This is a genomic window from Leptotrichia sp. oral taxon 498, assembly GCF_002240055.1.
GTDB lineage: Bacteria > Fusobacteriota > Fusobacteriia > Fusobacteriales > Leptotrichiaceae > Leptotrichia > Leptotrichia rugosa.
Genome location: NZ_CP016753.1, coordinates 384,947 through 408,066, shown reverse-complemented (window position 1 = coordinate 408,066; position 23,120 = coordinate 384,947). Strand labels below are relative to the sequence as shown.

Annotated in this window: 25 protein-coding genes; 21 read left to right on the top strand and 4 right to left on the bottom strand. The window is 23.8% G+C overall.

The window, feature by feature from the left end:
- Nucleotides 1-35 precede the first annotated feature (35 nt).
- From BCB68_RS01855 to BCB68_RS01815, 9 genes are all read left to right on the top strand, one after another.
- Nucleotides 36-1,547, top strand: a complete 1,512-nt coding sequence (locus tag BCB68_RS01855) for a hypothetical protein (protein ID WP_094079281.1) — start codon at nucleotides 36-38, stop codon at nucleotides 1,545-1,547.
- A gap of 156 nt (nucleotides 1,548-1,703) precedes the next feature.
- Nucleotides 1,704-2,240: a hypothetical protein gene (locus BCB68_RS01850; RefSeq protein WP_094079280.1), complete on the top strand. Its 537-nt coding sequence runs from the start codon at nucleotides 1,704-1,706 to the stop codon at nucleotides 2,238-2,240.
- 102 nt (nucleotides 2,241-2,342) lie between these two features.
- Complete coding sequence (hisS, locus tag BCB68_RS01845) at nucleotides 2,343-3,587, top strand: histidine--tRNA ligase (protein ID WP_094079279.1); 1,245 nt, start codon at nucleotides 2,343-2,345, stop codon at nucleotides 3,585-3,587.
- 12 nt (nucleotides 3,588-3,599) lie between these two features.
- Complete coding sequence (locus BCB68_RS01840; protein ID WP_094079278.1) at nucleotides 3,600-4,232, top strand: hypothetical protein; 633 nt, start codon at nucleotides 3,600-3,602, stop codon at nucleotides 4,230-4,232.
- 78 nt (nucleotides 4,233-4,310) lie between these two features.
- Nucleotides 4,311-6,092, top strand: a complete 1,782-nt coding sequence (gene aspS, locus BCB68_RS01835; protein ID WP_094079277.1) for an aspartate--tRNA ligase — start codon at nucleotides 4,311-4,313, stop codon at nucleotides 6,090-6,092.
- A 48-nt stretch (nucleotides 6,093-6,140) separates the two neighbouring features.
- Nucleotides 6,141-6,380: a zinc-ribbon domain-containing protein gene (locus tag BCB68_RS01830; RefSeq protein WP_237048679.1), complete on the top strand. Its 240-nt coding sequence runs from the start codon at nucleotides 6,141-6,143 to the stop codon at nucleotides 6,378-6,380.
- Nucleotides 6,381-6,483: 103 nt separating this feature from the next.
- A complete protein-coding gene (locus BCB68_RS01825) occupies nucleotides 6,484-7,086 on the top strand; it encodes a TetR/AcrR family transcriptional regulator (RefSeq protein ID WP_094079276.1) in 603 nt (200 codons plus the stop codon).
- 64 nt (nucleotides 7,087-7,150) lie between these two features.
- Nucleotides 7,151-7,699 (top strand): flavodoxin family protein, encoded by a 549-nt coding sequence (locus BCB68_RS01820; protein WP_094079275.1) that lies wholly within the window; start codon nucleotides 7,151-7,153, stop codon nucleotides 7,697-7,699.
- 6 nt (nucleotides 7,700-7,705) lie between these two features.
- Entirely contained in the window at nucleotides 7,706-8,341 is a 636-nt protein-coding gene (locus BCB68_RS01815; protein ID WP_094079274.1) for a hypothetical protein, read from the top strand.
- Nucleotides 8,342-8,413: 72 nt separating this feature from the next.
- On the opposite strand, the gene BCB68_RS01810 is transcribed toward BCB68_RS01815, so the two are convergent.
- On the bottom strand, nucleotides 8,414-9,046 hold the full coding sequence (locus tag BCB68_RS01810) for a thioredoxin family protein (RefSeq protein ID WP_094079273.1): 633 nt from the start codon (nucleotides 9,044-9,046) through the stop codon (nucleotides 8,414-8,416).
- A gap of 125 nt (nucleotides 9,047-9,171) precedes the next feature.
- A complete protein-coding gene (ahpC, locus tag BCB68_RS01805; protein ID WP_094079272.1) occupies nucleotides 9,172-9,738 on the bottom strand; it encodes an alkyl hydroperoxide reductase subunit C in 567 nt (188 codons plus the stop codon).
- 413 nt (nucleotides 9,739-10,151) lie between these two features.
- Here ahpC and lepB point away from each other — a divergent pair, with 413 nt between their 5' ends.
- The 8 genes from lepB (at nucleotide 10,152) to BCB68_RS10815 (ending at nucleotide 17,832) form a co-directional block, all read left to right on the top strand.
- Nucleotides 10,152-10,703: a signal peptidase I gene (gene lepB, locus BCB68_RS01800; protein WP_094079271.1), complete on the top strand. Its 552-nt coding sequence runs from the start codon at nucleotides 10,152-10,154 to the stop codon at nucleotides 10,701-10,703.
- Between the two features lie 67 nt (nucleotides 10,704-10,770).
- Nucleotides 10,771-12,036: a hypothetical protein gene (locus BCB68_RS01795; protein WP_094079270.1), complete on the top strand. Its 1,266-nt coding sequence runs from the start codon at nucleotides 10,771-10,773 to the stop codon at nucleotides 12,034-12,036.
- A 124-nt stretch (nucleotides 12,037-12,160) separates the two neighbouring features.
- Nucleotides 12,161-12,940 carry a hypothetical protein gene (locus BCB68_RS01790; protein WP_172826456.1) on the top strand — a complete coding sequence of 260 codons (780 nt, stop codon included), beginning with the start codon at nucleotides 12,161-12,163 and terminating at the stop codon, nucleotides 12,938-12,940.
- Between the two features lie 15 nt (nucleotides 12,941-12,955).
- Nucleotides 12,956-13,489 (top strand): hypothetical protein, encoded by a 534-nt coding sequence (locus BCB68_RS01785; protein ID WP_094079268.1) that lies wholly within the window; start codon nucleotides 12,956-12,958, stop codon nucleotides 13,487-13,489.
- Between the two features lie 38 nt (nucleotides 13,490-13,527).
- A complete protein-coding gene (locus BCB68_RS01780; protein ID WP_094079267.1) occupies nucleotides 13,528-14,031 on the top strand; it encodes a hypothetical protein in 504 nt (167 codons plus the stop codon).
- An 88-nt stretch (nucleotides 14,032-14,119) separates the two neighbouring features.
- Nucleotides 14,120-15,205, top strand: a complete 1,086-nt coding sequence (locus BCB68_RS01775) for a hypothetical protein (protein ID WP_094079266.1) — start codon at nucleotides 14,120-14,122, stop codon at nucleotides 15,203-15,205.
- Nucleotides 15,206-15,216: 11 nt separating this feature from the next.
- Complete coding sequence (locus BCB68_RS01770; RefSeq protein WP_157697343.1) at nucleotides 15,217-16,329, top strand: hypothetical protein; 1,113 nt, start codon at nucleotides 15,217-15,219, stop codon at nucleotides 16,327-16,329.
- A 195-nt stretch (nucleotides 16,330-16,524) separates the two neighbouring features.
- Entirely contained in the window at nucleotides 16,525-17,832 is a 1,308-nt protein-coding gene (locus BCB68_RS10815; protein WP_094079264.1) for a hypothetical protein, read from the top strand.
- A gap of 61 nt (nucleotides 17,833-17,893) precedes the next feature.
- On the opposite strand, the gene BCB68_RS01760 is transcribed toward BCB68_RS10815, so the two are convergent.
- Nucleotides 17,894-18,643, bottom strand: a complete 750-nt coding sequence (locus BCB68_RS01760) for a hypothetical protein (protein ID WP_094079263.1) — start codon at nucleotides 18,641-18,643, stop codon at nucleotides 17,894-17,896.
- Nucleotides 18,633-19,247, bottom strand: a complete 615-nt coding sequence (locus tag BCB68_RS01755) for a C40 family peptidase (RefSeq protein ID WP_094079262.1) — start codon at nucleotides 19,245-19,247, stop codon at nucleotides 18,633-18,635. The genes BCB68_RS01760 and BCB68_RS01755 overlap by 11 nt, the downstream gene beginning before the upstream one ends.
- Before the next feature lie 159 nt (nucleotides 19,248-19,406).
- Between BCB68_RS01755 and BCB68_RS01750 the strand changes: the two genes are divergently transcribed.
- The 4 genes from BCB68_RS01750 to BCB68_RS01735 are packed head-to-tail and all read left to right on the top strand — an operon-like array spanning nucleotide 19,407 to nucleotide 22,920.
- Nucleotides 19,407-19,748 (top strand): hypothetical protein, encoded by a 342-nt coding sequence (locus tag BCB68_RS01750; protein WP_094079261.1) that lies wholly within the window; start codon nucleotides 19,407-19,409, stop codon nucleotides 19,746-19,748.
- Between the two features lie 52 nt (nucleotides 19,749-19,800).
- Nucleotides 19,801-20,910, top strand: a complete 1,110-nt coding sequence (locus BCB68_RS01745) for an ATPase, T2SS/T4P/T4SS family (RefSeq protein WP_094079260.1) — start codon at nucleotides 19,801-19,803, stop codon at nucleotides 20,908-20,910.
- A gap of 24 nt (nucleotides 20,911-20,934) precedes the next feature.
- A complete protein-coding gene (locus BCB68_RS01740) occupies nucleotides 20,935-21,765 on the top strand; it encodes a type IV secretion system protein (RefSeq protein ID WP_094079259.1) in 831 nt (276 codons plus the stop codon).
- Between the two features lie 9 nt (nucleotides 21,766-21,774).
- Nucleotides 21,775-22,920 carry a hypothetical protein gene (locus BCB68_RS01735; RefSeq protein ID WP_094079258.1) on the top strand — a complete coding sequence of 382 codons (1,146 nt, stop codon included), beginning with the start codon at nucleotides 21,775-21,777 and terminating at the stop codon, nucleotides 22,918-22,920.
- Nucleotides 22,921-23,120 lie beyond the last annotated feature (200 nt).

The following is a 23,120-nucleotide window of genomic DNA, read 5'->3' as shown; positions in this document are numbered from 1 at the left end:
AAATAAAAAACAAAAAATAAAAAAGGAGGAAAAAAATGCAAGAAATCATAAAGGTTTTAAAAATTTTATATAAGGTTATAGTTTCTTATATTATTTCTACAAAAGTAAAACTTATGCGAAATGAAAATAAATATTTGAAAAATGATGTTCGTTTAAAGAAGTTTAAATTTATGATGTTAAAAAAAATAGAAAATGAAATATGGGAATTAAGAAAAGTTTGTGAAGAAAATAAGACTAAAAAAAATTTAAAAAAACTTTATTACAAGCGAAAAAAATATTTGGAAATAAAAAATAATCAAATTAAAATAATGGATTTTTCCCAATTCTTTTTTGAAATCACAGTTTATGCAATGTTGATATTGACTTCTTTAAATATCGCCTGGCAAATTAAAGTTTTGGATTATCACATTTATTTATTGATTTTTGTGAGCTGGATAACATTTGTCATAGTTTGGATAAGTTTGGTTTTTATAAGATGGGCAAGTCTATTTTGGGTGCAGATGACGAAAAAGTTTTATATTGGTGCTTTTTATTTGCATATAAAATGGAATAAAATAATAGTTGGAATAATTTTGTTGAGTTTAGCGAATCTTACTTTTCAAAATTATACAAAAAAACTTTTAGAAAAAAATCAGAGTTTTTTAATTTTAGAAAGCGATGATATAGATGATATGGATTTATTAAAAAATTCAACTATTGAAATTTTGAATGAAAATTATCATTTTAAATGGTCGGTTGATAAAAACGGGAAAATTATTGATTCAAGAAATAAAATAGAAGGAAATTATAGAGTTGAAAATTTGTTAGTCAAGGAAAACAGCAGCCTTATGCTTTATTATGAAAAAAATAGAAATAATTTTGAAGAAGAAAATGGAAATTTGAAATCTCAAAAGGGCGAATATATTGATTTAAAAAATAATGTTGTGAAAATTTTTTCAAAACATAAAATTTATAGCGGAAATATTATTTCAGGAAAAGTTATAAAACTTTCAAATGGAATTTATTTGCCGTTAAACAGTAGTTATCGATATTTTCAAAAAAACAAAGGGAAAGAAATTTTCATTGTGGATAAAAAATTGAAAATTAAAAAGCAGATTAATTATGTGATGTTTTTAATTTCTGTAATTTTTATGTTGCTTTTGACTTTAAAAGATAGATATTTTGAGCTGGAATTTATTACAAAAGAAAAAATTATGTATAAAATTTTGCAAAGAGAGAAAAAATATTCGTTTGAAATAAGAAAACTTGTACTTTCAATATTAAAAATAATCCGCATGGCAACTGCAATTTATATTCCTGTGCAAGTTTATTTGCTAAGAAATATCGTATTTAGTCTTTTTTTAGAAAAAAGTTTGTATAAAATCAACAAAAACATAAATTTATTATTTTCATTATTATTTTCACAAACTTTTCTTTTGACAATTTTAATATTTTATGGCTTGAGAAAACTTTATAAAATTTTGAGAGTTATTGCAAAAATAATTTATGAGGAAGGAAGTAATGATTTAAGAGATTTGATTGAAGATGAGAAAAATAAAATAAATTAGTGAGTAAGTTATAAAAAGATCACGACAATTTTTGCATTGTATCAAAATTTAAAATGATGGAGTATTTTTAATTTGACTAATATTAATAAAGAAAAGGACTGGAAATATTTAATCAAAATATTAAAGAAATTAGTTTTAGAAAGGAAATAATAAAAAATGGAGAAAAATAGTCTTGAAGAATTGGAAAATTTGATGTGGAAAAAATATAAAAAACAAATAAGTTTTCAACAATTACAAAAGGAATTTTTAAAAAACGATGATGAAAGAATAGAGTATATAAAAACAGAGTTGGAAAAAGCATATAATGAAAAAAATGGAGACAGCGTAGATATTTTAATTTCAGCAATTTACATGTTCAAATTATACAGTGAAAAATTTGTTGATATTTTATGCAAATTAACAAAAGAAGAATGGCATGGAAAACATGAAGACATAGTGTTTTATCTCCAGCAACTAGAATTACCTTCTACAATAGATTGCATTTATGAACTAGCAATTTCAAATTTTGAAAAATACCGTTGGGATGATAATTTCGCATTAGTGAGAAAATGTTGTTTTGCTTTAGGGGATATAAATACTCCTAAGGCGAAAGAAAAACCGGAATTATTATTACAAAGTGATGAAGAAATGATAAGAAAACATGTGATGGAGCAGTTAACTAGATGTGATTTTACAAATAAAGATGTTGAATGAAAAGATTAATTATGAAATCCCACATCTTAAAATCTTTAGTCAATTGTGGTATAATAATCTATAAAATAAAATTGATGATATTAATTAAGAAAGGAAAAAAATATGATAACCGCCTTAAAAGGAATGAAAGATAGATATTCTGACGATGTGAAAAAATATGATGCGATTGTGAATATTTCAAAAAAAGTTTTTGAAAAATACGGATTTGAGCGGATAATTACGCCGATTTTGGAAGAAACGGAGCTTTTCAAACGAGGAGTTGGAGATGAGACTGATGTTGTTTCTAAAGAAATGTACGATTTTAAAGATAAGGGAGAAAGAGATGTTACAATGCGTCCAGAAGGGACTGCGGGAGTTGTAAGAGCGTATCTTGAAGCTGGATTTCATAAGTCTTCTCCGATTGTGAAATGGTTTTACAATGGTCCAATGTATAGATACGAAGCACCTCAAAAAGGGAGAATGAGAGAATTTCATCAAACTGGAGTGGAAATGTTTGGTGTGAGAAGTGCATATCTGGATGCAGAAATTATTAAAATGGGTTGCGATTTTCTTGAAGAACTTGGAATTACTGGCTTAGTTGTGGAGATTAATAGCTTAGGAAATGTTGAGTCGAGAAAAAAATATATTGAAGATTTGAAAAAATTTATGTTTGAAAGACTTGATAAATTGAGTGAGGATTCACAAAAAAGATATAAGAAAAATCCTTTGAGAGCTTTGGATTCTAAGGATAAAGGCGATCAGGAAGAGTTTAAAAATGCACCAAAACTTTACGATTATTTAGATGAAGAAAGTAAAAAATATTTTGAAGACACTAAAAAATATTTGGAATTGTTGGGCGTGAATTATGTCGTGAATGATAAATTGGTTAGAGGGCTTGATTATTATTCAGACACGGTTTTTGAAATCAAATCGAATAAATTGGGATCACAGGCGACAGTTCTTGCGGGTGGACGATACGACAGATTGCTTGAAATATTAGGAAATGCGAAAGTTCCTGGAATAGGATTTGCCGCTGGAATGGAAAGAATCGCAATGTTAATGGATGATTCTATAATTTCTGAAGAAGAAAAAAAAATTTATGTGATTTATTTTGATGACACAAAAGAATATTTTGTGAAAACAGTAAACGAACTTAGAAAAAATGGTATTAAAGTAAACTTTGACTACAATGCAAAAAGCTTTGGAGCACAAATGAAAAAGGCAAACCGTGAAAATGCTGAATATGTGTTGATTTTAGGGGAAGAAGAACGAGATGAAAATGTGCTCACGGTTAAGAAGTTTAGCACTGGAGAGCAAGAAAAATATAGCTTTGAGGAAGTTTTGGAGATTTTGAAACAAGAAATTTAAAGGAGTATTAAGATGAAAAAGATTTTTTTTACAGCGTTACTTTTGATTAGTGCATTAAGTTTATATTCTGAAAATTGTTATAAACCTGCGGGACATATTGGATGTTTATTAGATTTGAATTCTGAAAAGGGACAAGAGATAGTTAAAAAAGTTGAAACTGAAAAGAGAAAAATATATATGGATTCGATGAAATATTTTGAAAAAGGTAGATTTGGAAATGAAAAAGTAGGTTTTATCGAATATCCTAAAACAGAAGGTTGGACATTATTTGCTGATGTTAGATTACCAGTATATGCAATGCAAATAAGCAAAGGAAATGGTGATATTTACACGCTTATGTCATATGATTTAGCTAAAGAGTACAAAAATATGAATTCAGAAAAGGCAGTAGAAAAAATGTTAAAAAATGTGTATGATAAATATAAAAAAGCAGGAGTCTCTGAAAATAAAATGTCGCTAGAACCAGTAATTTTGAATGGTCATAAAGGAATGCGGTTTGTATTGACAGATTTTCAAGGAAAATCAATGATTAAAAATAGTGTTATTGTGAAAGACAAGCTTTATGAAATAACTGTTGAAGGATTGCCAAAAGATGTGATAGAAATGCAAAAAGTTGTGGAAAAAAGTTGGAATGAAATGAAATAAGATAAATTGTAAAAAAAATAGATTGTATTAAATTTTATAGAAAAAATATAAAATCATTAAATAAAGAAAGGACAAAAAATGTATAGAAACTATAAATTAAATGAGTTAAGAATGGAAAATATTGGTGAAGAAGTAACTTTGTCGGGATGGATTTCTAAAGTTAGGGATTTGGGGCACTTTGTGTTTATTGATTTGAGGGATAGATATGGGGTTACTCAAATTTTGTTGAATGAGGAAGTTTCTGGGAGTGAACTTTTTGAGGAAGCTAGAAAGTATAAGAATGAATGGGTTTTGAAGGTTACTGGAGTTGTGGCTGAGAGAAGTAGTAAAAATAAAAATATTCCTACTGGGGATATTGAGATTGAAGCGAAAAAAATTGAGGTTTTAAGCCGTGCGAAACAGTTACCGTTTGAGATTAGTGAAACTGGGAATCTTAGTGAAAATATGAGATTAACTTATAGATATTTGGATATTAGAAGACCGAAAATGTTGAATAATATTATTAAAAGAAACGATATGTTGTTTTCAATTAGAAAATTTATGAATGAAAATGGATTTTTAGATGTCGATACTCCGATTTTGGCAAAAGCAACACCTGAAGGAGCGAGGGATTTTATCGTGCCAAGTAGAACTAACAAAGGTGATTTTTATGCATTGCCACAATCACCACAATTGTTTAAGCAAATACTTATGGTTTCTGGGATTGACAAATATTATCAATTGGCAAAATGTTTTAGAGATGAGGATTTGAGAGCGGACAGACAGCCTGAATTTACTCAATTAGATGTGGAAATGTCGTTTGTTGAGCAAGAAGATGTGATTTCAATGGCTGAAGAATTGACAAAGACAGTATTTAAAGATGTTACAGAAATTGAAATTACTGAAAAATTTCCAAGAATGAGCTACGATGATGCGATGAATTTTTATGGTTCAGATAAGCCAGATTTGAGATTTGATATGAAATTGATTGATTTGTCAGAAGAAACTGCTGATTGTGGATTTGGCGTTTTTGAAAATGCATTGAAAGATGGTGGGAATGTAAAAGCAATTGTTGCACCAAATGCGGAAAAATTCTCGAGAAAATATATAAAAGATTTGGAAGATTATGTGAAAACATACTTTAAAGCAAAAGGTTTGGCGTATATTAAAATGAATGAAAATGGAGAAATAAATTCTCCAATTGCGAAATTCTTCTCAGAAGAAAAATTGACACAAATTATTGAAAAATTAGGAATTAAAAATAATGAAGTTGCGTTAATTTTGGCTGATAAATATAAAGTTGTGCATGATGGATTGGGAGCGTTGAGATTGAAATTGGGAGAAGAGTTAGAATTAATCGACAAAAATGCGTTTAAATTCTTATGGGTAGTTGATTTTCCTATGTTTGAATGGAGTGAAGAAGAAAATAGATATAAAGCACAACACCATCCGTTTACTTCGATTAAAGAAGAAGATAGAAAGTATCTTGATACGAATGAACTTGCAAAAATCAAGACAGATTCATACGATATTGTCTTAAATGGTTATGAAATCGGTGGAGGAAGTATCAGAATTCACGATGAAGATTTACAGGCAAAAGTTTTTGAAAAATTAGGATTTGGTCAAGAAGAATTGGAAGATAAATTTGGATTTTTCTTGGAAGTCTTAAAATATGGAGTTCCACCACATGGAGGACTTGCTTACGGAATTGATAGATGGCTTATGGCAATGTTGAAGGAAGACTCAATAAAAGAAGTAATTCCGTTCCCTAAAACTAATAAGGGACAAGACTTGATGACTGGAGCACCTGCGGGAATTGAAGAACAAGTGCTTGAAGATGATTTGAGATTGAAATTGCTGGAAGTTGAAAAAGAAGATTAATAAAGTCTCCCACTTTTTTATAGGAGTGGGAGAAGTTTTACTCAAAAATTGGAAAGTGAGGTATCTAAAATGATTTTAATATTTGGAACGAAAAGAAAGTTTAAAAATTTAGGAACACTAGAAAACTGTCATTGTTCAAGATGCAACAATACATCTGATTGGAATTTTGTGGAATATCGTGATTGGTTTACTTTGTTTTGGATACCAATTTTTCCGATAAGTGCAAGGAAAGAATATTTGGAATGTCCGATTTGCCATCAGGCTTATGATGTGCCAAAAGATATTTAAAAAATTTAAGTTAAAATAAAAAAAATTTTCAAAATAAACTTGACAATGTTAAGATTAAATTGTATAATCTTTACAGTGATAAGATAAATGAAAGGTCAATAAAATGGAGAAATCTAAAAAGAGCTATCATCATGGAAATCTGAGAGAAGAATTGATTGAAAAGGGGATAGAAATGATAAATGAGGTGGGGGAAGAAAAATTATCTTTAAGAAGAATAGCTAAAATGTGTGGAGTAAGTAATGCGGCTCCCTATACATATTTTAAGAAAAAAAGTGATTTGCTTGAAGCAATGAGTGATTATATTTGGAAAATATTAGCAATGGAATTGGCTAAGACGAGAAAAAAATATGAAAATAGCGAAAATTTATTGGTAAAATTGGGAAAAACATATGTTATGTTTTTTTGCGAAAATCATGAGTATTATTATTTTATAATTTCAAGAAGTAATACAAAAATAGATTTATTATCAGAGTTTTCAGAAATAGAAAATAGTAATCAAAGTGCTTTTAATATATTAAAAAGCGAGGCAACTAAAGTACTTCAAAAAGCAGATGTACCAAATCAAGCTATACAAGATAAAATTATAGCAATGTGGGCATTAGTACAGGGATTAGTAACAATAATGATTATGAATGATATAACATATTCTGAAATTTGGGAAGAAAAAATAGAAGAGATAATAAAATCAGTTTGTATAGTAAAGTAATATTAAAATGAAATTTTAAAGTTGTTATGCTATATGAGTTTAAATCTTAAATAAGGTGAGAAATATGGAATTGATTATACATGATTTAGATAATGAAAAATTGAAAAATTTAAAGTGGAAAATTGAAAAAAAAGAAAAAATTATAGATAAAATAAAAGAAAGTATAAATCAAAAGAAAATAATAGCTGATGAAGATATATTTATAATTTGTGATAATAATAAAATTAAAAGTTGCATGGGGTGTTTTGAATGCTGGATTAAAACTCCTGGGAGATGTAAAATTAGGGATGGATATGAAAATTTAGCAACATTATATTCAAAGGCAGACAAAGTTGTGATTATAAGTCAATGTGTCTATGGTTCTTATAGTCCATTTGTAAAAAATGTACTGGATAGAACAATTCCATATTTGTTGCCATTTTTTAAATTTAAGAATAAGGAAATGCATCATGTCGCACGAAATAAAATGAGATTTGATTTAAATGTATATTTTTATGGGGAAAATTTGACACAAAGTGAAAAGACAGCGGCTAAAGAAATAGTAAAGGCTAATAGTGTGAATTTAAATACAAAAAATTTTAAGGTTTCTTTTTTAGAAGATCAGGGAGAATGATGGAATATGAAAATTACTCTAATAAATGGAAGTCCAAAAGCAGTTAAAAGTAATTCTGAAATATTAGGAAACTATCTTTCGTCTTTACTTAAAGAAAATGAAATAAAAAAATATTATTCAATTTCTTTTAAGTTAAATGATAAAATGAAAAATGAAATCTACAATAGCGATGTTTTAATATTTCTTTTTCCTTTATATGTTGATGGAATTCCATCCAATTTACTAAAATTACTTGTAGAATTTGAGAAGGAAAAAGTTATAAAGTCTGGAAGTAAAATTTATTGTGCGGTTAATAATGGATTTTATGAAGGAAAACAAAATCATTTGGCAATTTTGCAGATGAAGAACTGGTGCAAGAAAGTTCAGGCAAAATGGGGACAAGGAGTTGGCGTGGGTGCAGGAGAATTGTTGCCATATTTGAAAAAATGTAAATTGGGGAAAGGACCTCTGAAAAATTTAGGTGGAGCATTAGAAAAATTTTCTGATAATATTTTAACTTTAAAAAGCGATGAGAATATTTATATAAATCAAAATTGGCTAAGAATTTTGTATTTTGTACAAGGATCGATTTCGTGGGTTTTAAAAGCGAGAAAAAATAATTTGAGGGTAAAAGATTTGTTTAGAAAAAGTAATAAATTATAAAAAAAGAAACTATCTCATAAGATAATTTTATGAAATAGTTTCTTTTTAAATTATATAAAATATTTTAGGGTATTAGGCATTTATAACAATATCAATCAATTCTTCAATTGTTTTTTCTCCAACAGAAGCTTTTTCTCCATTGATATAAACAACTGGCACACCTTGAATATTTTTTTGAGTAACTTCTTCAGTGAAAACTCCTCCGTCAATCAATGAAGTTGTAATATTTTCATTTGCCATAGAAATTATATTTAATGCTTGAATAACTTCAGGACATTTTGTACAAGAAAGAGAAACATAAGTTTCGATATTTAAAGGTTTTGTAACAGATTCTACTTTAATTAATTGTTCTCCTCCCAATTTTTTACCCATCCCAGCAAGTCCAAGTATCGCCAAAATGAAGCTGTTAAATTCATGTCCTCCAGGAATTCCGTTAAAGTTAATTCCAGATTTTTTTCCATCTTTTAATAAAGTAAATGAAATTGGTCTTGTGATATTGTGCATTTTTTCAAAATCAGCGTCACTTCCAAAAATTTTTTTTGTGTAATTAACTTTGTCTGAAATAGCGTCAACTTCTGTTAGAAAACTATCTAATTCTTTTGATTTTTCGCTGTCGTCCAAAAAAGACACCATTTCGATATTTCCATTTATATTATTAAAATACCCCTTTAATTGTTCTACAATATTTTTATCTAATAAAGCCATTTTTACTCCTTTTAAATTAATTTAATTTTTATTATTATTTTATTTTTTTTATTTATTCAAAATAAGGGAGAAAAACTCCCTTAAATCATTTTATATTTTTAAATTGTGGATAATTTTTTTATGAATTAAATTTTACCTACTAAATCTAATCCAGGTTTTAATGTTTTTTCTCCTTCTTTCCATTTAGCTGGGCAAACTAATCCAGGATTGTCATGTACAAATTTTGCCGCTTTTGCTCTTCTTACTAATTCTGAAGCATCTCTTCCGATTCCACCGTCGTTTACTTCGTAAGCAACGATTTTTCCTTCAGGGTTTACAATGAAAGTTCCTCTGAAAGCCATTCCTGATTCTTCTTCCAAAACATCAAAGATTTTAACTAATTCTTTTTTTGGATCTCCTAGCATTGTGAAAGTTACTTTGCTAATTGCTTCTGAATGATCGTGCCAAGCTTTGTGAGTGAAGTGAGTATCAGTACTTACTGAATAAACTTCAAATCCCAAATCATTTAATTCTTTGTGGTGATCTTCCAAATCTTCTAATTCTGTTGGGCAAACAAATGTGAAATCTGCTGGATAGAACATAAAAATGCTCCATTTTCCCAAAATATCTTTTTCAAAGTTTACTTCTCTGAAAGTTTCGTTTTGATAACCTTGAACTGTAAAATTATCAACTTTTTTTCCAATTAATGACATATTTATTCCTCCTAAGTTTTAATTTTTAAATTTATAGTTAAATAAATCAAATTAAAAATTTTATTTTAGAGAAATTAATTTACATTAAGCCGAAAGATAAAAATCGGTTAATGAAAAGTAGAGAAATTTTCTGACAATTGATTTTATTATTTAACTATAAATGATTATTATTTTTAAATTGAAATAATTACAAATATTTCTTGGTTACATTATACATTTAATTTATAAATTTGTCAAATATTTTTTTTAAAAATTTAAATATTATTTTAAATTATTATTTTTTCAATATTTTTTAAAAATTTAAATATTATTTTAAATTATTATTTTTTCAATATTTTTTAAAAATTTAAAAATAAATCTTGTTTTAATTTTAAATTAATGGTATAATAAATTAAAATTAAAAAGGAGTTAAAATGAATATGCTGAATTTTTTCAAAAAGAATATTTTTTTAGTTATTATATTTATTTTTTTTAGTATAATTTTTATTTTCTCAAGATTTACTTACAATGTGACAAATAGCCTTACAAAGGGAATTTATTTTAAAAAATTTTTTCCAAAATATAAAAAAAATAATTTGGTTTTGTTTGAACTTGACAAAAAGTATTTGAAATATTTGGAAAATTTTCCGAATAAAAATAAAATGAAAAAAATTTATTTGATTAAAAGAATTGTAGGAGTTTGTGGGGATAAAATAGAAAATAGAAATGGCGGGATTTTTATCAATGGGGAAAAAAAGGGGGAAATTTTTAAGATAAAAGGATTGAATGAAAATAAAAACGAAAATAAAAATATAAAAAAAGAAGAAAGTTATGTTTTAAGAAAAGATGAATTTTTTGTTATGGGAGATACACCGACTTCGTTTGATTCAAGATATTTTGGAATTCTTAAAAAAAAGAATTTTAAATTTGAGATGAAACTTTTGATTGATGAAAAAAAATTGGAAAAAATAATAAAATATTTTTAAAATTAAAATAAAAAAATTTAATAAAAAATTTTAAAGTTTTGAAAGGAAAAAGAGGAAAACTAGAAAAATGAAAGAAAATTATAAAATTTGTTTTAAAAATATTGAAAAACTTTGGAATGTGAGTATTTATTTTAATGATGTAAAAAATATTTTGAATTATAAAATAAAAGAAGATTCATTTGGAAAAGAAAATTTAGTTTTTAATCCTAAAATTATTTATGGGACGAATGATTTTGAAAAACAAAATGAAATTAATGAATTTTTTTTGGAGAAAATTTCAAAAATTCAAAAGAGAAAAAAAATTATTTTTGAGATGACAATAAAAGATAGAGATTGTTTTTTAAAAAATAAAAAAGATAATAGAAATGTGGACTATAAATTGGGTGTTTTAGATTTTTTTAATTATTTTGGGTATGAAAATTTGAATTTGGAAGTTGTCGATGAAAAGTTGGATGAATATTATTTGGAAATTTCAGAAAAAATTTTTGAAAAATTATTTTTGATTTATAAAAAAAGATATGAAGAATTTGAATATTTGGAAGAAATTGATGAAGAAACTGATAAAGAAATAAGAGAAAATTTTGAGAAAAAAGAAAATTTTAAAAATAAAATAAAAAAAAATAAAATTATCGAAATTTATATTTTTATGAAAATTTTTAATTTTATAAAAGAAAATTTTGAATATGAAAAAATTTATTTTGAAAATGGGAAAAAAGTTTTAAAAAGAGAAAAATTTTTGGCAGAAATCTCGATTTTAAAAAATTTGAAATTAAATTTTGATTTTGAAAAAAATAAAAAAGAAAAAAATTTTTATGAATTGGCAAAAAGATTTTATAAAGCTAGAATATTTTTTGATGTGAGAAAAAAATTAATTTTGATTCCTGAAAATTTATTTAAAAATCAAAAAGATATTTTTTATGAAAAAAATTTTTCGCAAGAGAAAATATTTAAAGAATTGTTATTTCAAAATTTTGAAAAAATTATAAAAAAAAATTTGATTATAGAAAATGGAATTAAATTTTATTTTGTAAATTTTGAATTTTATAATATAAATACAAAAAAAATTAATTTTTTTGAAATTGCAAAAAGTGTTGTCTTTAAAAATTTGATTGATGAACTTAAAGAATTTGTTGTGGGAGTTTCTTGTGAAGATGGAACGGTTAAAAAAAAGAGTGTAAAATTTAATGATTTTGAGCTGATAAAAAAAATAACGGATTTTCAAAAAGCACAAATTGAAATTGAGTTTGAAAAAATTTTAGAAAAAAAAAGAAAAAAATTTTTAAATAAAGAAAAATTTAAAGAAAAAGAAAAAATAAAAATAAAAAAAAGATAAAAAGATTATGTGAAGAAAAAAATTTGAACTTGAGAAAAGAAATAAAAGTTTTTCTTTTAATTTTAAAATAAAAAATTTGAAAAAAAATAAAAATTTTAAGAATCAAAAAGTTGTGGGAATTTTTTTGAATGATATTTATAGCGTTGTTGAGGAATATAAAAATAAAAATTTAAAAAATAAAAAATTTTATTTTGACAGAGAATTTATTTTTATCAAAGTTTATTTTTTACTTTTGAAAAAATTCAATTTTGTTGTTCCATTTTCACAAAAATTTGGAAATAAAAATTTTGAGAGATTTGTGACGGTCGTTTTTTTTGATGAAATTAGTTGTGTGAATTTATTTTTGGATGGGGTAATTTTTAGAGTTTCAGATTTTGATATTCTGCAAGATGAATATAAATTTTTTATGGGGAAAAATTTTAAAAGAAAAATAATTTTTTTGAATAGTGAAAAAAATTTTGAAAAAAAAGAAGAAAAAGAAGTTTTATATAAAGAATATTTGGAATATAAATATAAAAAAAATTTTAAAATTAATAAAAAGAATCCGTTTGAGTTGAGCGAAAAAAATTTAGATGAATTTTCTAATTTTTTTAAATATCATAGAATTTTAGAAGAAAATATAAAATATATTTTTTTGAATATAAACACAAAAAATGAAATTTTTGTGCAAAGTTTATTTTTTAAAAATTATTTTGAGTTTTTAAAATTGATGAATGGATTTGAAAAAATTATTTTTTATGGCGAAAAAAAATCTTTTGGAAAAAAAGTTGAAATAAAAAATTTTAGAGTAAAAAATTCTAAATTTGATATTTATTTAGATGGACAATATTTTAAAACTGAAAATTTTTATTTGGAAAATGAAGAAAATGGTTCGCTTACGAAAAAAATTAAAAATATTTTTTAGAAAAGGGTGGGGATTATGTTTTTAAACTTTATTACATTAATTTTTTTAGTTGTTATTTTATTTTTAATAAAAAAATTAGGATTTGGAAATTATGGGAAAAAATTTGTTGTGGAAAATTATTTGGGAGTTGTGTTAGATGGAGAAAATAGAATATTTATAAAAATAAAAAAGAAAAATTTTTATTTTTTTGAAAGAGAAAAAAATTATGAGATAAAATATATTCGTGGAAAAAATAATTTTGAAGAAATAAAAGAATATTTTGATGTGACATTAAAAAATCAAGATTTTATAATAAAAGAAATAAATTCAAATAAATTTTTTGACTTTCAAAAAAAGGCAATCGTTCTTTTGAGAAATCCGATTTCAGTTTTAAATAAAATTCCACTTAATTTTTTACCAGAAACGGAATTAAAAAGTTTGATTTATGAAATGGCAGAATTTGAAATAGTTGAAATTGAGCGAAAAGATTTTAAAACATTTTTTGAAAAATTATTATATTTAAAGTTTAAAAAATTAGGAGAAAGTAAAGAAAATAACGAAAATAAATAAAATATAAAAAAATAAAAAATAAAAAAAGGAAAAAAGCAATGAATAAAAAAATTGTTGATTTTGTCTTGTCGCTGGAAGATGAAATTATTATAAAAGGAGTAAAACTTCCTAAAAAATATATTTTTATAGGAATTTTAGCGTTAATTATTTATTTTACAATTTTATTAATTAATTTAAATTTTTCAAAAACTCTAATTTTTGGAGAAAAAAGAAATCCTGAATATAAAAATATTATTTTGAAAAATCAGGAAAAAGATTTTGAAAAAATGAAATCGTTTGTGGAAGAACCTGAAGAAAAAGAGAATTCTTATGAAGAAAATATTCAAAAATTTGCAAATACTTCAAATGAAGAAATAAAAAAAATATTTAGAGAACAAAATTTAAATATTTCTGATGCGGAAATTGATAATTTTAGAAAAGAATTTTTGAAAAATATTTCAAAAAATCAAGTTCAAATTGAAAAAAAGATTGAAAAATTGAAAAATTTAGAAATGAATACATCAAAAATTATTCATGAAAAAGCGAAAGAAATAAATAGATAAATAGATATAGATTAATAGATGAATTAAGAAATTAAGAAATAAAAAAAATAAAATTTTAAAATAAAAAAATAAAAGAAAGGAGAAATAATTGTTTTGTACTATAAATTTTTTTAGATTTATAAAAATAATTTTGAAAATTTTTTTGCATAAAAAAATTAAAGTTGAAATTTTAAATGAATATAGTTTAGGAAAAATTGGTTTGGGTTTAATTAAGAATAAAATTTCATTTGGTACGACAGATTTTTTTTCGATTTTAAATAATGGCGAAGTTGAACTTTCTAGAATAATTATGTCCATTATGATTTTTTTGCTTGTTATAAATATTTTGTGGAAAATTTTAAAAAATGGATTTAGTGGTTCAATTGAAGAAATTGTAAAAAATATTTTGGTTGAAGTTAGTTTAAAATCTCCATATTTTATATTTGTTGCAATGTATCCAGCAATTATGAAAGAAATTATTGTGCCAGTTTTTTTATTTAAATTGCCGACTTATATTTACAGTGACTTTATAAAAGCAAGTAATATTATTATGAAAAATGGAAAATATTTGACTTATGCTGATTTAGCCGCTCACATTTTTAGAAAAGGAATTCCTTTAATTGTGGCAAGTTTTGGAAATGGGATTTTAGCTCAACCTGATGCAATTGGAGGACTATTTGGATTTTTTGGGACAATTTGGAAAACGATTTTACAGTGGTTTACAAGTCCTGAAGAAGTTGCCCAAAATTCGCTAAATACACTTGGAATGTTATTTTCTATTTCAAGAATGATTGTGCAAACTGTATTTTTCCGTCCGCTTACAGTTGGCATGGGACTTATGACGATTTTGACACTTTTTAAAATAGTTTTAAATATGTTTTTTAGTACACTTTCATTTATAATTTCAACTTCAGTTGGACTATTTTATATGATTTTTGCAATGCATGAAATTACAAGAGATAAAGCACTTAATACTTTGGAAATAATAATAAGTGGATTTTTGCAATATCTTGTAAATTTTGCAATCATAATTTTACTTTCGATGGCAATTCAAAATTTGGGAGAAGCTGTGATAAAAAATGGAGTTATTATTACGCCTTTTAATTTAGTAAATATGGTAAAAATATTTTTATGTATAAGTTTTTTACAAAATATTATTTATGGTGTGGCACAAAGTTTAGCGGAAAGTTTTTAAAAGGGGAAATTATGAAAATAAAAAAATTTTTTGGAAAAAGATTTATTTTAGCATTAATATTTTTAGTAAATTCAACATTATTCGCAAATTTTGAATCTGATACTTTTAGTAAAATATTTAAAGAATATACATTAAGAGGAAATGATATAATTTCAAATTTTATAGATTCGATTTATTTTGGTGGAATTATTTTGTATCGTGGAATTTCATTTAAAATAAGTCAAATTTTTGGATATATTTTACTTTTTTTCATGATTATAAATATTTTGCAAATAATTTTAAAAAATGTTGGACAAATTGATATTTATGGAATATTTAAAATGATAGTTCCAACTTTTGTAATAAATCTTTTTATTTCTTTTATGCTTGTTACACCAGTTCATTATTCATTAAAATTTGGTTTTGGAAAAAATCAATTTTATAAAAATAAAATATTTTCTGGAACTTTTTTGACATATTTTGTCGAAAGTATTTTTTTGATGTTTTATAAATTTGGAATTTTATTTTTTGGAGATACAAGTTTTTTGAATACAACGCCTGGAAAAATTTCAAAAATATTTTTGACAAAGCCATTTGAAATTTTAAAAGATATTTTACAAAAAATGACTTTATCTGGAATTTTTGAAATGATTATAAAAATAATGATATTAATTTTTTGTATGTGGATAATAAGCAGAATTTTATCAAAATTTGTGGGAAATATTTTTACAGCTTTAATACTCTCTTCAGTATCAACAATATATTTAATTTTTTTAACTTTGGATTTGACAAAAAAAATTGGATTTGAAGGAATAAAATTAATTATAAAACAAGCAATTACATTATTTATTTCAGTTGCAATAATTGGAATTATTTATCAAATTTTAAATATAATATCAATTTCGAGCAGTATTGACGGAATTGCAGCTTTTTCAGTCATTATTTTAGTTTTACAAAAAATTATGTGGAATATAAGTAATGTTGTAAATTCAATTTTGGACGGAGCAGGAATCGGAAAAGAGAAAGAAAGCAAAAAAGAAAAAGAAGAAAATTTGAAATTTAATGAAAAAGATAAAAAAAACGAAAAAAATAAAGATTTAGAAATAAAAGTAAAAAATAAAAATAATTTATCTAAAAAAAATTAGAGAAAAAATGATAAGAAGGGAACAAAATAAAGATTTAAAAATAAAAGTAAAGAATAAAAATAGTTTATCTAAAAAAATTAGAGAAAAAGTGATAAGAAGAGAAAAAATAAAGATTTAAAAATAAAAGTAAAGAATAAAAATAATTTATTTGAAAAAAGATCAGAGAAAAAGTGAGAAGAAGGGAAAAAATAAAAAATGAAAATAAAAAAGATGACATTGTTAATTTTAACTATTGGAATTTTTTTTGCAGTTATAAATACTTTTGGAGAAATTCAAAGTCTTGAAAGAAATAATTTTCAAAATCAAAATTTTGATGAAGAAGCTATTTTTAATTTTGGTGCAATTTTGTCGACTGCTGCAACTGGAATTTCAGCATATAACATCGGAATGGCGGTTAATGCAATAAACTCTTCAAATTTAAATTATGAGAATGATATTGGCACAAAGCCGATTATGTGGGATAAAATAGAGTTAAAATATTGGGAAATTATTGCTGTAGCAGCATTTATGGCAAATGAAACGAGAGAAATTAAAAATATAAGCAATGGAAATAATGGTTATATAAAAAATTTAAATTATGAAAAATCTCCAATTGGAAAAATGGAAGATACGAAAGATATGCGAAGTAAAATAATTATAAATTTATTTAAAGTAGTTGGAAATATTACTGACAATGTTGGACGGACACTTTCAAATATTTTGGCAACTTTTCTTTTGCTTATGGGAACTACTGAAATTTTAATTGGAATTCTTAAAGGTGTTTTAGAAATTGAAGATATAAATTCAATTATAATAATTCAAATTTTAAAAAATATGGTTCCTAAAATTGCAGTTATTGGTATTATTTTTTTATTTTTGGCAAACAGTTTTTTTTGGAATTTTTATACAGGAGCATTATTTAATTTTTCAATGAAAATTGGTGGAATATTATCAGGACAAAATTTTAACATGAAAAATTTGCCAAATTATTTAACAAAATTATTTGATGTTCCATTTTCAATTATGGTGCAAGGAATAAAAATGATGTTTAATATTCAAGGGGTTGTCAATAATATAATGCCGTTAATTTTGTTATTTTCTGGAATTTTATTTTTATATTTTATTTTTAAGGCAGCCGTTGAAATAATGTCAATTTTAATTGATTATTTAGTAATTGGCTGTTTTTCGATGTGTATCATTATATTTTCAGTTTTGCAGATCACAAAAAATATTGGAACTGGGGTAATCGGAGCGGTAATTTATGCGATGACGAATGTCATTGTAATGTTTTTATTAGCTGGAATTAGTTTTTCACTAACTGATAAAATTGAAAAAAGTGGAATTAGCAGCATATCAAAATTATTTGAGTTGATTTTGACTCTTTATATCGCAGTTTTGCTTTTAACAAAAATAAGAGAAATTGGAAAATCAATTTATTCTGGAAAAGTATTTGGATTGAAGGGGACAGAAATTTTTGGAGAATCTAAAATGCTATTTAATAAAATAAAAAAATTTATAATTTAAAAAATTTTTAAAAATAAAAAATAACTCAAAATGAAATTATTAGAGTTATTTTTTTATATAGTTATTCATTTAAATATCTTGGAAATTGACTAATTATTTCCATATTTTCAATGTCAACTTTATTTTTTTTTGTTTCACAAAGAAAATTCAATTTAATAAAATTATCCGAAATATTTTTAAAGTTTTCATCTAAAATTTTTTGATTTTTTAAATTTATAGAATTTATATTTTTTTGTCTTTCTTTAAGCCAAATTTTTAAATTCAAAAAATTGTTTTTCAAATTAAAAATATAAAAAGAGTATTCATATTCAAAAATCTTTTTTTCTTTTTTATATATTTTTAAATTTTCAAAATTTTCATTCTCTAAAATATTTAATTCAAAAAAATTATAAAATTTTATTTTATTTATTGAATCAATGGAATATTTTAAAGATAATTTTAAAATATTTTTCTTTTTAAATAAATTGTCAAAATCGCTAAATTCATTAATTAAGTTATTTTTTAAATTATTTTTAACCTCTTTTTTTAAATCTTTTTCAAAATTATGTTCAAAAATTTGTTTAAAGTTTTCAAATTCTAAAAAATTAAATTTTTTCTCAAAATTTTTTATTTCAGAAATTTTATTCTGTAAAAATATTTTATTTATATTTTGAAAAATAAAATTTTCATTCAAATATTTTTTTGTTTCAAAATTGTAATTTAAGTTTAAGTCGTTAAAATCATAAAATAATAATAATTCGTTATCAAAAAAACTATCTTTTAAATATTCAAACATTTTATCTATTGTTTTATTTTTATCTTTATAAAACATCTACAATCCTTTTTATTATAACGATTTTTGATAAAAAATATCCTTGATTAAGTGGAACGATGACAACTTTTTTATTTTTACTGGAAGCGTGAATTAAATTTCCGCTTCCTAAATAGATTCCCACATGTGAAACTGTATTTGGACGATTTTTATCTGTTTCAAAAAAAATCAAATCGCCTTTTCTTATCTTGTCTAGCGTAATAGTTTTTCCAACTTTTGCTTGATTTTGTGAAACTCTTGGAAGTTTAATTCCTATCGATAAATAAACATTTTTTACAAAAGCCGAACAGTCAATTCCATTTCTTGTGGTCCCACCCCATAAATACGGCGTTCCCAAGTAAGTATTCGATTCTTTTACTATTTTGTTGAGCAAATTGTTTAATAAAGTTTTTTTATTTTTTTGATTGTTAATCAATTTTATATCTGTATTTAAATTCGTTTCAAGAGATTTTATACCAACATCTCCAATTTCAGAAATTTCTTTTTCAGATTGAGAATTTTTTAAATTTAAATTATCAATCTTATCTTTTTCCATCATAAATCGCAAGCCGTTTGTAAAAGATAAAACGGTTGTTATAAAAAAAACAAAAATTATTTTTTTCATTGTTCTCCCCCTTTTTTTATTTATTTTAATATTATTTTTAAAAAAAGTCAAGATAAAATTTATATGTTTTCAAAATATTTAATTTTTAATTAATTTGTTCTTGACAAAAAAAGATTATAAAGTTATAATTAAAAAAAGATTAATAATCAGGAGAAAAATATGAAAAGTAAAAAAATATTTATAATTATAATATTTATAATATTAATATTTCCAGTTTTTGCAGGCGAAATAGATAAAACTGCTTCGGAAGTGACGCAAGATGTAAATGGAATATTGTTTGGATTTATTGAATTTTTGCAATGGACAATAACTGGAGTTATGTTAATTGTCGCAATTTTAGGAATTATTCCAGAAATTTTTTCTTCTGGAAAGCCACCAGATTTAGCAGCCATTTTTATGAAATTTATTCAAGCAGCATTTATTATTGGATTGACTTGGGCGATTGGAGATTTTATTTTTTTGATTTTTGGAGCAAATATTAATTTTAATTTGGTTTTATAATTAAAGAAAATCTATAATAAAAAAAGAGGAGAAAAAAGGGAGAAAAAAATAAATGGAAGAGATAAAAGTTTTTTTCAAAGAAATTGAAAAAGAAAATAAAAAGACTAAAATGGAAGTTTTGGAAAAAAATCCTGACAATATTGGACTTGAAGATTTGAGTTATATTACAACTTATGATTCAATTTTTTCAAAATTGCCATATAGATATAAACAAATTATTAAAGTTAGAGAAGACAGCGAAGTTATATTTTCACAATTTGGAAAAGAGATTATGACGCTTTTAAAAGATAAAAACATCAATGAAATTAATTTAAATCAAGATGGATTTATAAGAGTGGATATGTTTGGAAAGGGGAAATTTAAGACAGATATAATTTTGGAGACAGATCGGGCGGAAAATATGATAAAGTTAATTGCTGATTATAATCATGCCATAATTTCTGAAGAAGAGCCAATTTTATCGACAAATCTTCCAACTGGTGAAAGAATTGAGTGTCTAATGGGTGATATTGTAAAAGGTCAGCCTGTTTTTTCACTGCGAAAAAGACCGTCTAAAATTTTTCCGCTGACTGATTATGTAAATACTGGAAAACTTTTGGAAGAATATAGAAAAAAACTTGTGGAAGAAATACATAATGGAGCAAATATTTTAATTGCTGGAGGAGTTGGAACTGGAAAAACTACTCTTGCAAATGCTTGTATCAATGAATTAAGAGGGACAAAAAAGCGAATAATTATAATTGAAGATACGCCTGAAATTATATGCGACTGTGACAATAAAGTGGAACTTACAACTTCAAAATATGTGAAACTTGCTGATTTATTGAAAACTTCAATGCGGCTTAATGGAGATACTGTTATTGTTGGGGAATCAAGAACTGGAGAAGAAGTTGATATTTTGCTAAAAATTTGGAATTCTGGTGCGAAAGGAGGATTTAACACAATTCATGCTGACGACAGTCAATCTGCATTAAAAAAGATGGAGCAGTATATGCTCTCGATAACTTCTGTTCCACAAATTGAAGAAATAATACAAGCTGTAAATATTGTGATTACTGTAAAGAAAAAAATGGATAGCAGTAATTATATAAGTGAAATAATGAGAGTAAAAGGCTATGACTATAAAAATAAAAAGTATATTTTGGAAGATTTAATTAATTGAATTTTTTAAGTAAAGGGGAAAATTGTGAATATAAAAGAAATAAAAAAAATTAGTGAGAAATATGAATTTGGAAATTTAAATAATTCCAAAGGTATGAAGACATCTGTTGAAATGATGTATCATTCAACTGTAAAAATTCAAAAATATTTGAAAATATTACATTTTATAATAATTTGTTTAACTTTGACAAATTTTGCAACACTTCTAGGATTAATTTATAGAAGTGTAAAAAATCCTTATATTCCTTATGTTATAAGAGTTGATAAAGAAAATTCCGTCAATGGGCAAATCTTGAATACTAAAAATTCTGATAATCAAAATGTTGATGAAAAATTAGTTGAATATTTTTTGGTTGATTTTGTAAAAAAAATAAGAACTGTTTACAGGGATAGCGAATTTTATAAAGGACAGACAAAAGAAAAAATGGCATTTGTAAATAATTTGGCAAAAGCAAAAATTGAAGATTTTATTGCTAATAAAACTAACACAAATGAAGTTTTGAGAATGCAAAAATCAATTTCTGTTGAAATTGAGAGTTTTGTTAAAATAGACAAGGACAAATATCAAGTCAATTTTAAGGAAACGACTTATTCGCAAAATGGGACACCTGAAAAAGAAACTAAGTATACAATGGTAGCTTTTTTGGATAAAGTTGCAGTTAATTCAAATGCGATGGTCAGATTAAATCCATTGGGACTTATAATAAAAGATGTGGAATTTGGAAATGTGAGTCAAAATATTTTGCAAAATCCAATTCCGATTCAACAAAATAATGGGAACTCTTTAAAATTTAACCAAAATCCTAGAACTCAAAATATAGAAATAGAACCGATGGAAAATCAAAATTCGCAGTAGGAGAAAATTTTGGAAAATATAATAAAAAATTTGCTAAATTTAATAAATAGTTGTGAAACGAAAAAATCTGAAAAATATTCTTTTGGCTTTTTATATAAATATGAAATTATTGATGAAAAACATATTCTTTTGGTTGGAATAAAAGATGGAATTGAAAATGGGAAATTACAAAAATTTGTAAGTTTTGAAAAATTTTGCAATAAAAATTATGTTCATAAAATTACTTTTGAAGAAAATTGGGAACTTCTAAAATATATTTTGTGGGAAAAATTTGAAATTGAATTATTTGAGATTTTGAATTTTGAAAAAGAAAAAATAAAAAATTGGGATTTTGATTATTATGAAAATGAAGATTTTAATATTATTTTTAAAGAGTTGATTTTTGAAATGAGAAAAAATTTCAAGTTAAAAAAAATTGCAAAAAAAACTTTTGAAAAAATTGAAATTTATGAATTTGAAATTGATAAAATTTTTGAAGAAATGAATGGAAATAAAACTTTAAATCTTGTTTTTGATGATTCGTTGTATAAAAATTATGAATTTTCTCAAAACTGTGAATTTCTTTGGGAAAACATAACGAATTTTAGAATTTTAAATTTTAAAATAAATTTTGAAAAAAATTTTTATTTTTTGAATATAAAATTTCAAATTGAAAGTTTTTACGAAGAAAAAAATATTTTGAATTATTATGATATTGAAATTCCTGATTTTTTATCTTTTCCAATTGAAGAAAAAAATGAAAAACTTTTGAAAAATAATTTACTTTTGATTTTTTATTTGGATAGCGATATTCTATACAGCATGATTTTGGATAAACTTTTGAAAAATAAAAAAAATATTATTTCAAAATCAACCGTTCAAAATGGAATTGAAATTGGAATTGGAAGTGAAAATTTGAAAAAAGAAATTATTTTTAAATTAGTTAAAAAATTTAGTGGAAAATTTTTTGTTGGAAGCGAAAATATTTTTTTGAAAAAAGATGTAAAAAAAATTTTTTATGAATTTTTGAAAAGAAATAATTTTAAATATGAAAAAAATTTATTTATTAAATTTTTGATTATGAATACAGGAATAAATATTTATGATTTTCATAACATAGATTCTTTTTTTGAAATAGTTGAAAAAATATCTTTAGAATGTGCGAAAGGGGGATAAAAAAAGATGAAAAAAAATAAAATTAATTTAAAAGTTATAATTAGTTTTGTAACATATTTTTTCTTAAATATTTTAGCATATATTTTATTTTTTAATTTGATATTTAAAAAAAATTTTTTTATATTTATAAAATTTTGTCTCAAAAAACGAATCTCAAATTTTTCGGAACTTTTGCACTTGCTGGAAAAAAAATAAATTAT

Excerpts from the sequence above, each read along its gene's own strand:
- BCB68_RS01770 (WP_157697343.1), top strand. The coding sequence starts at position 15,217 with ATGAAAATAAAAAAATTTTTTGGAAAAAGATTTATTTTAGCATTAATA.
- BCB68_RS01780 (WP_094079267.1), top strand. The coding sequence starts at position 13,528 with ATGAATAAAAAAATTGTTGATTTTGTCTTGTCGCTGGAAGATGAAATT.
- BCB68_RS01785 (WP_094079268.1), top strand. The coding sequence starts at position 12,956 with ATGTTTTTAAACTTTATTACATTAATTTTTTTAGTTGTTATTTTATTT.
- BCB68_RS01840 (WP_094079278.1), top strand. The coding sequence starts at position 3,600 with ATGAAAAAGATTTTTTTTACAGCGTTACTTTTGATTAGTGCATTAAGT.
- BCB68_RS01745 (WP_094079260.1), top strand. The coding sequence starts at position 19,801 with ATGGAAGAGATAAAAGTTTTTTTCAAAGAAATTGAAAAAGAAAATAAA.
- lepB (WP_094079271.1), top strand. The coding sequence starts at position 10,152 with ATGAATATGCTGAATTTTTTCAAAAAGAATATTTTTTTAGTTATTATA.
- BCB68_RS01855 (WP_094079281.1), top strand. The coding sequence starts at position 36 with ATGCAAGAAATCATAAAGGTTTTAAAAATTTTATATAAGGTTATAGTT.
- BCB68_RS01820 (WP_094079275.1), top strand. The coding sequence starts at position 7,151 with ATGGAATTGATTATACATGATTTAGATAATGAAAAATTGAAAAATTTA.
- BCB68_RS01810 (WP_094079273.1), bottom strand. The coding sequence starts at position 9,046 with ATGGCTTTATTAGATAAAAATATTGTAGAACAATTAAAGGGGTATTTT.
- ahpC (WP_094079272.1), bottom strand. The coding sequence starts at position 9,738 with ATGTCATTAATTGGAAAAAAAGTTGATAATTTTACAGTTCAAGGTTAT.
- BCB68_RS01795 (WP_094079270.1), top strand. The coding sequence starts at position 10,771 with ATGAAAGAAAATTATAAAATTTGTTTTAAAAATATTGAAAAACTTTGG.
- aspS (WP_094079277.1), top strand. The coding sequence starts at position 4,311 with ATGTATAGAAACTATAAATTAAATGAGTTAAGAATGGAAAATATTGGT.
- BCB68_RS01825 (WP_094079276.1), top strand. The coding sequence starts at position 6,484 with ATGGAGAAATCTAAAAAGAGCTATCATCATGGAAATCTGAGAGAAGAA.
- BCB68_RS01760 (WP_094079263.1), bottom strand. The coding sequence starts at position 18,643 with ATGTTTTATAAAGATAAAAATAAAACAATAGATAAAATGTTTGAATAT.
- BCB68_RS01750 (WP_094079261.1), top strand. The coding sequence starts at position 19,407 with ATGAAAAGTAAAAAAATATTTATAATTATAATATTTATAATATTAATA.
- BCB68_RS01815 (WP_094079274.1), top strand. The coding sequence starts at position 7,706 with ATGAAAATTACTCTAATAAATGGAAGTCCAAAAGCAGTTAAAAGTAAT.
- BCB68_RS01755 (WP_094079262.1), bottom strand. The coding sequence starts at position 19,247 with ATGAAAAAAATAATTTTTGTTTTTTTTATAACAACCGTTTTATCTTTT.
- hisS (WP_094079279.1), top strand. The coding sequence starts at position 2,343 with ATGATAACCGCCTTAAAAGGAATGAAAGATAGATATTCTGACGATGTG.
- BCB68_RS10815 (WP_094079264.1), top strand. The coding sequence starts at position 16,525 with ATGAAAATAAAAAAGATGACATTGTTAATTTTAACTATTGGAATTTTT.
- BCB68_RS01850 (WP_094079280.1), top strand. The coding sequence starts at position 1,704 with ATGGAGAAAAATAGTCTTGAAGAATTGGAAAATTTGATGTGGAAAAAA.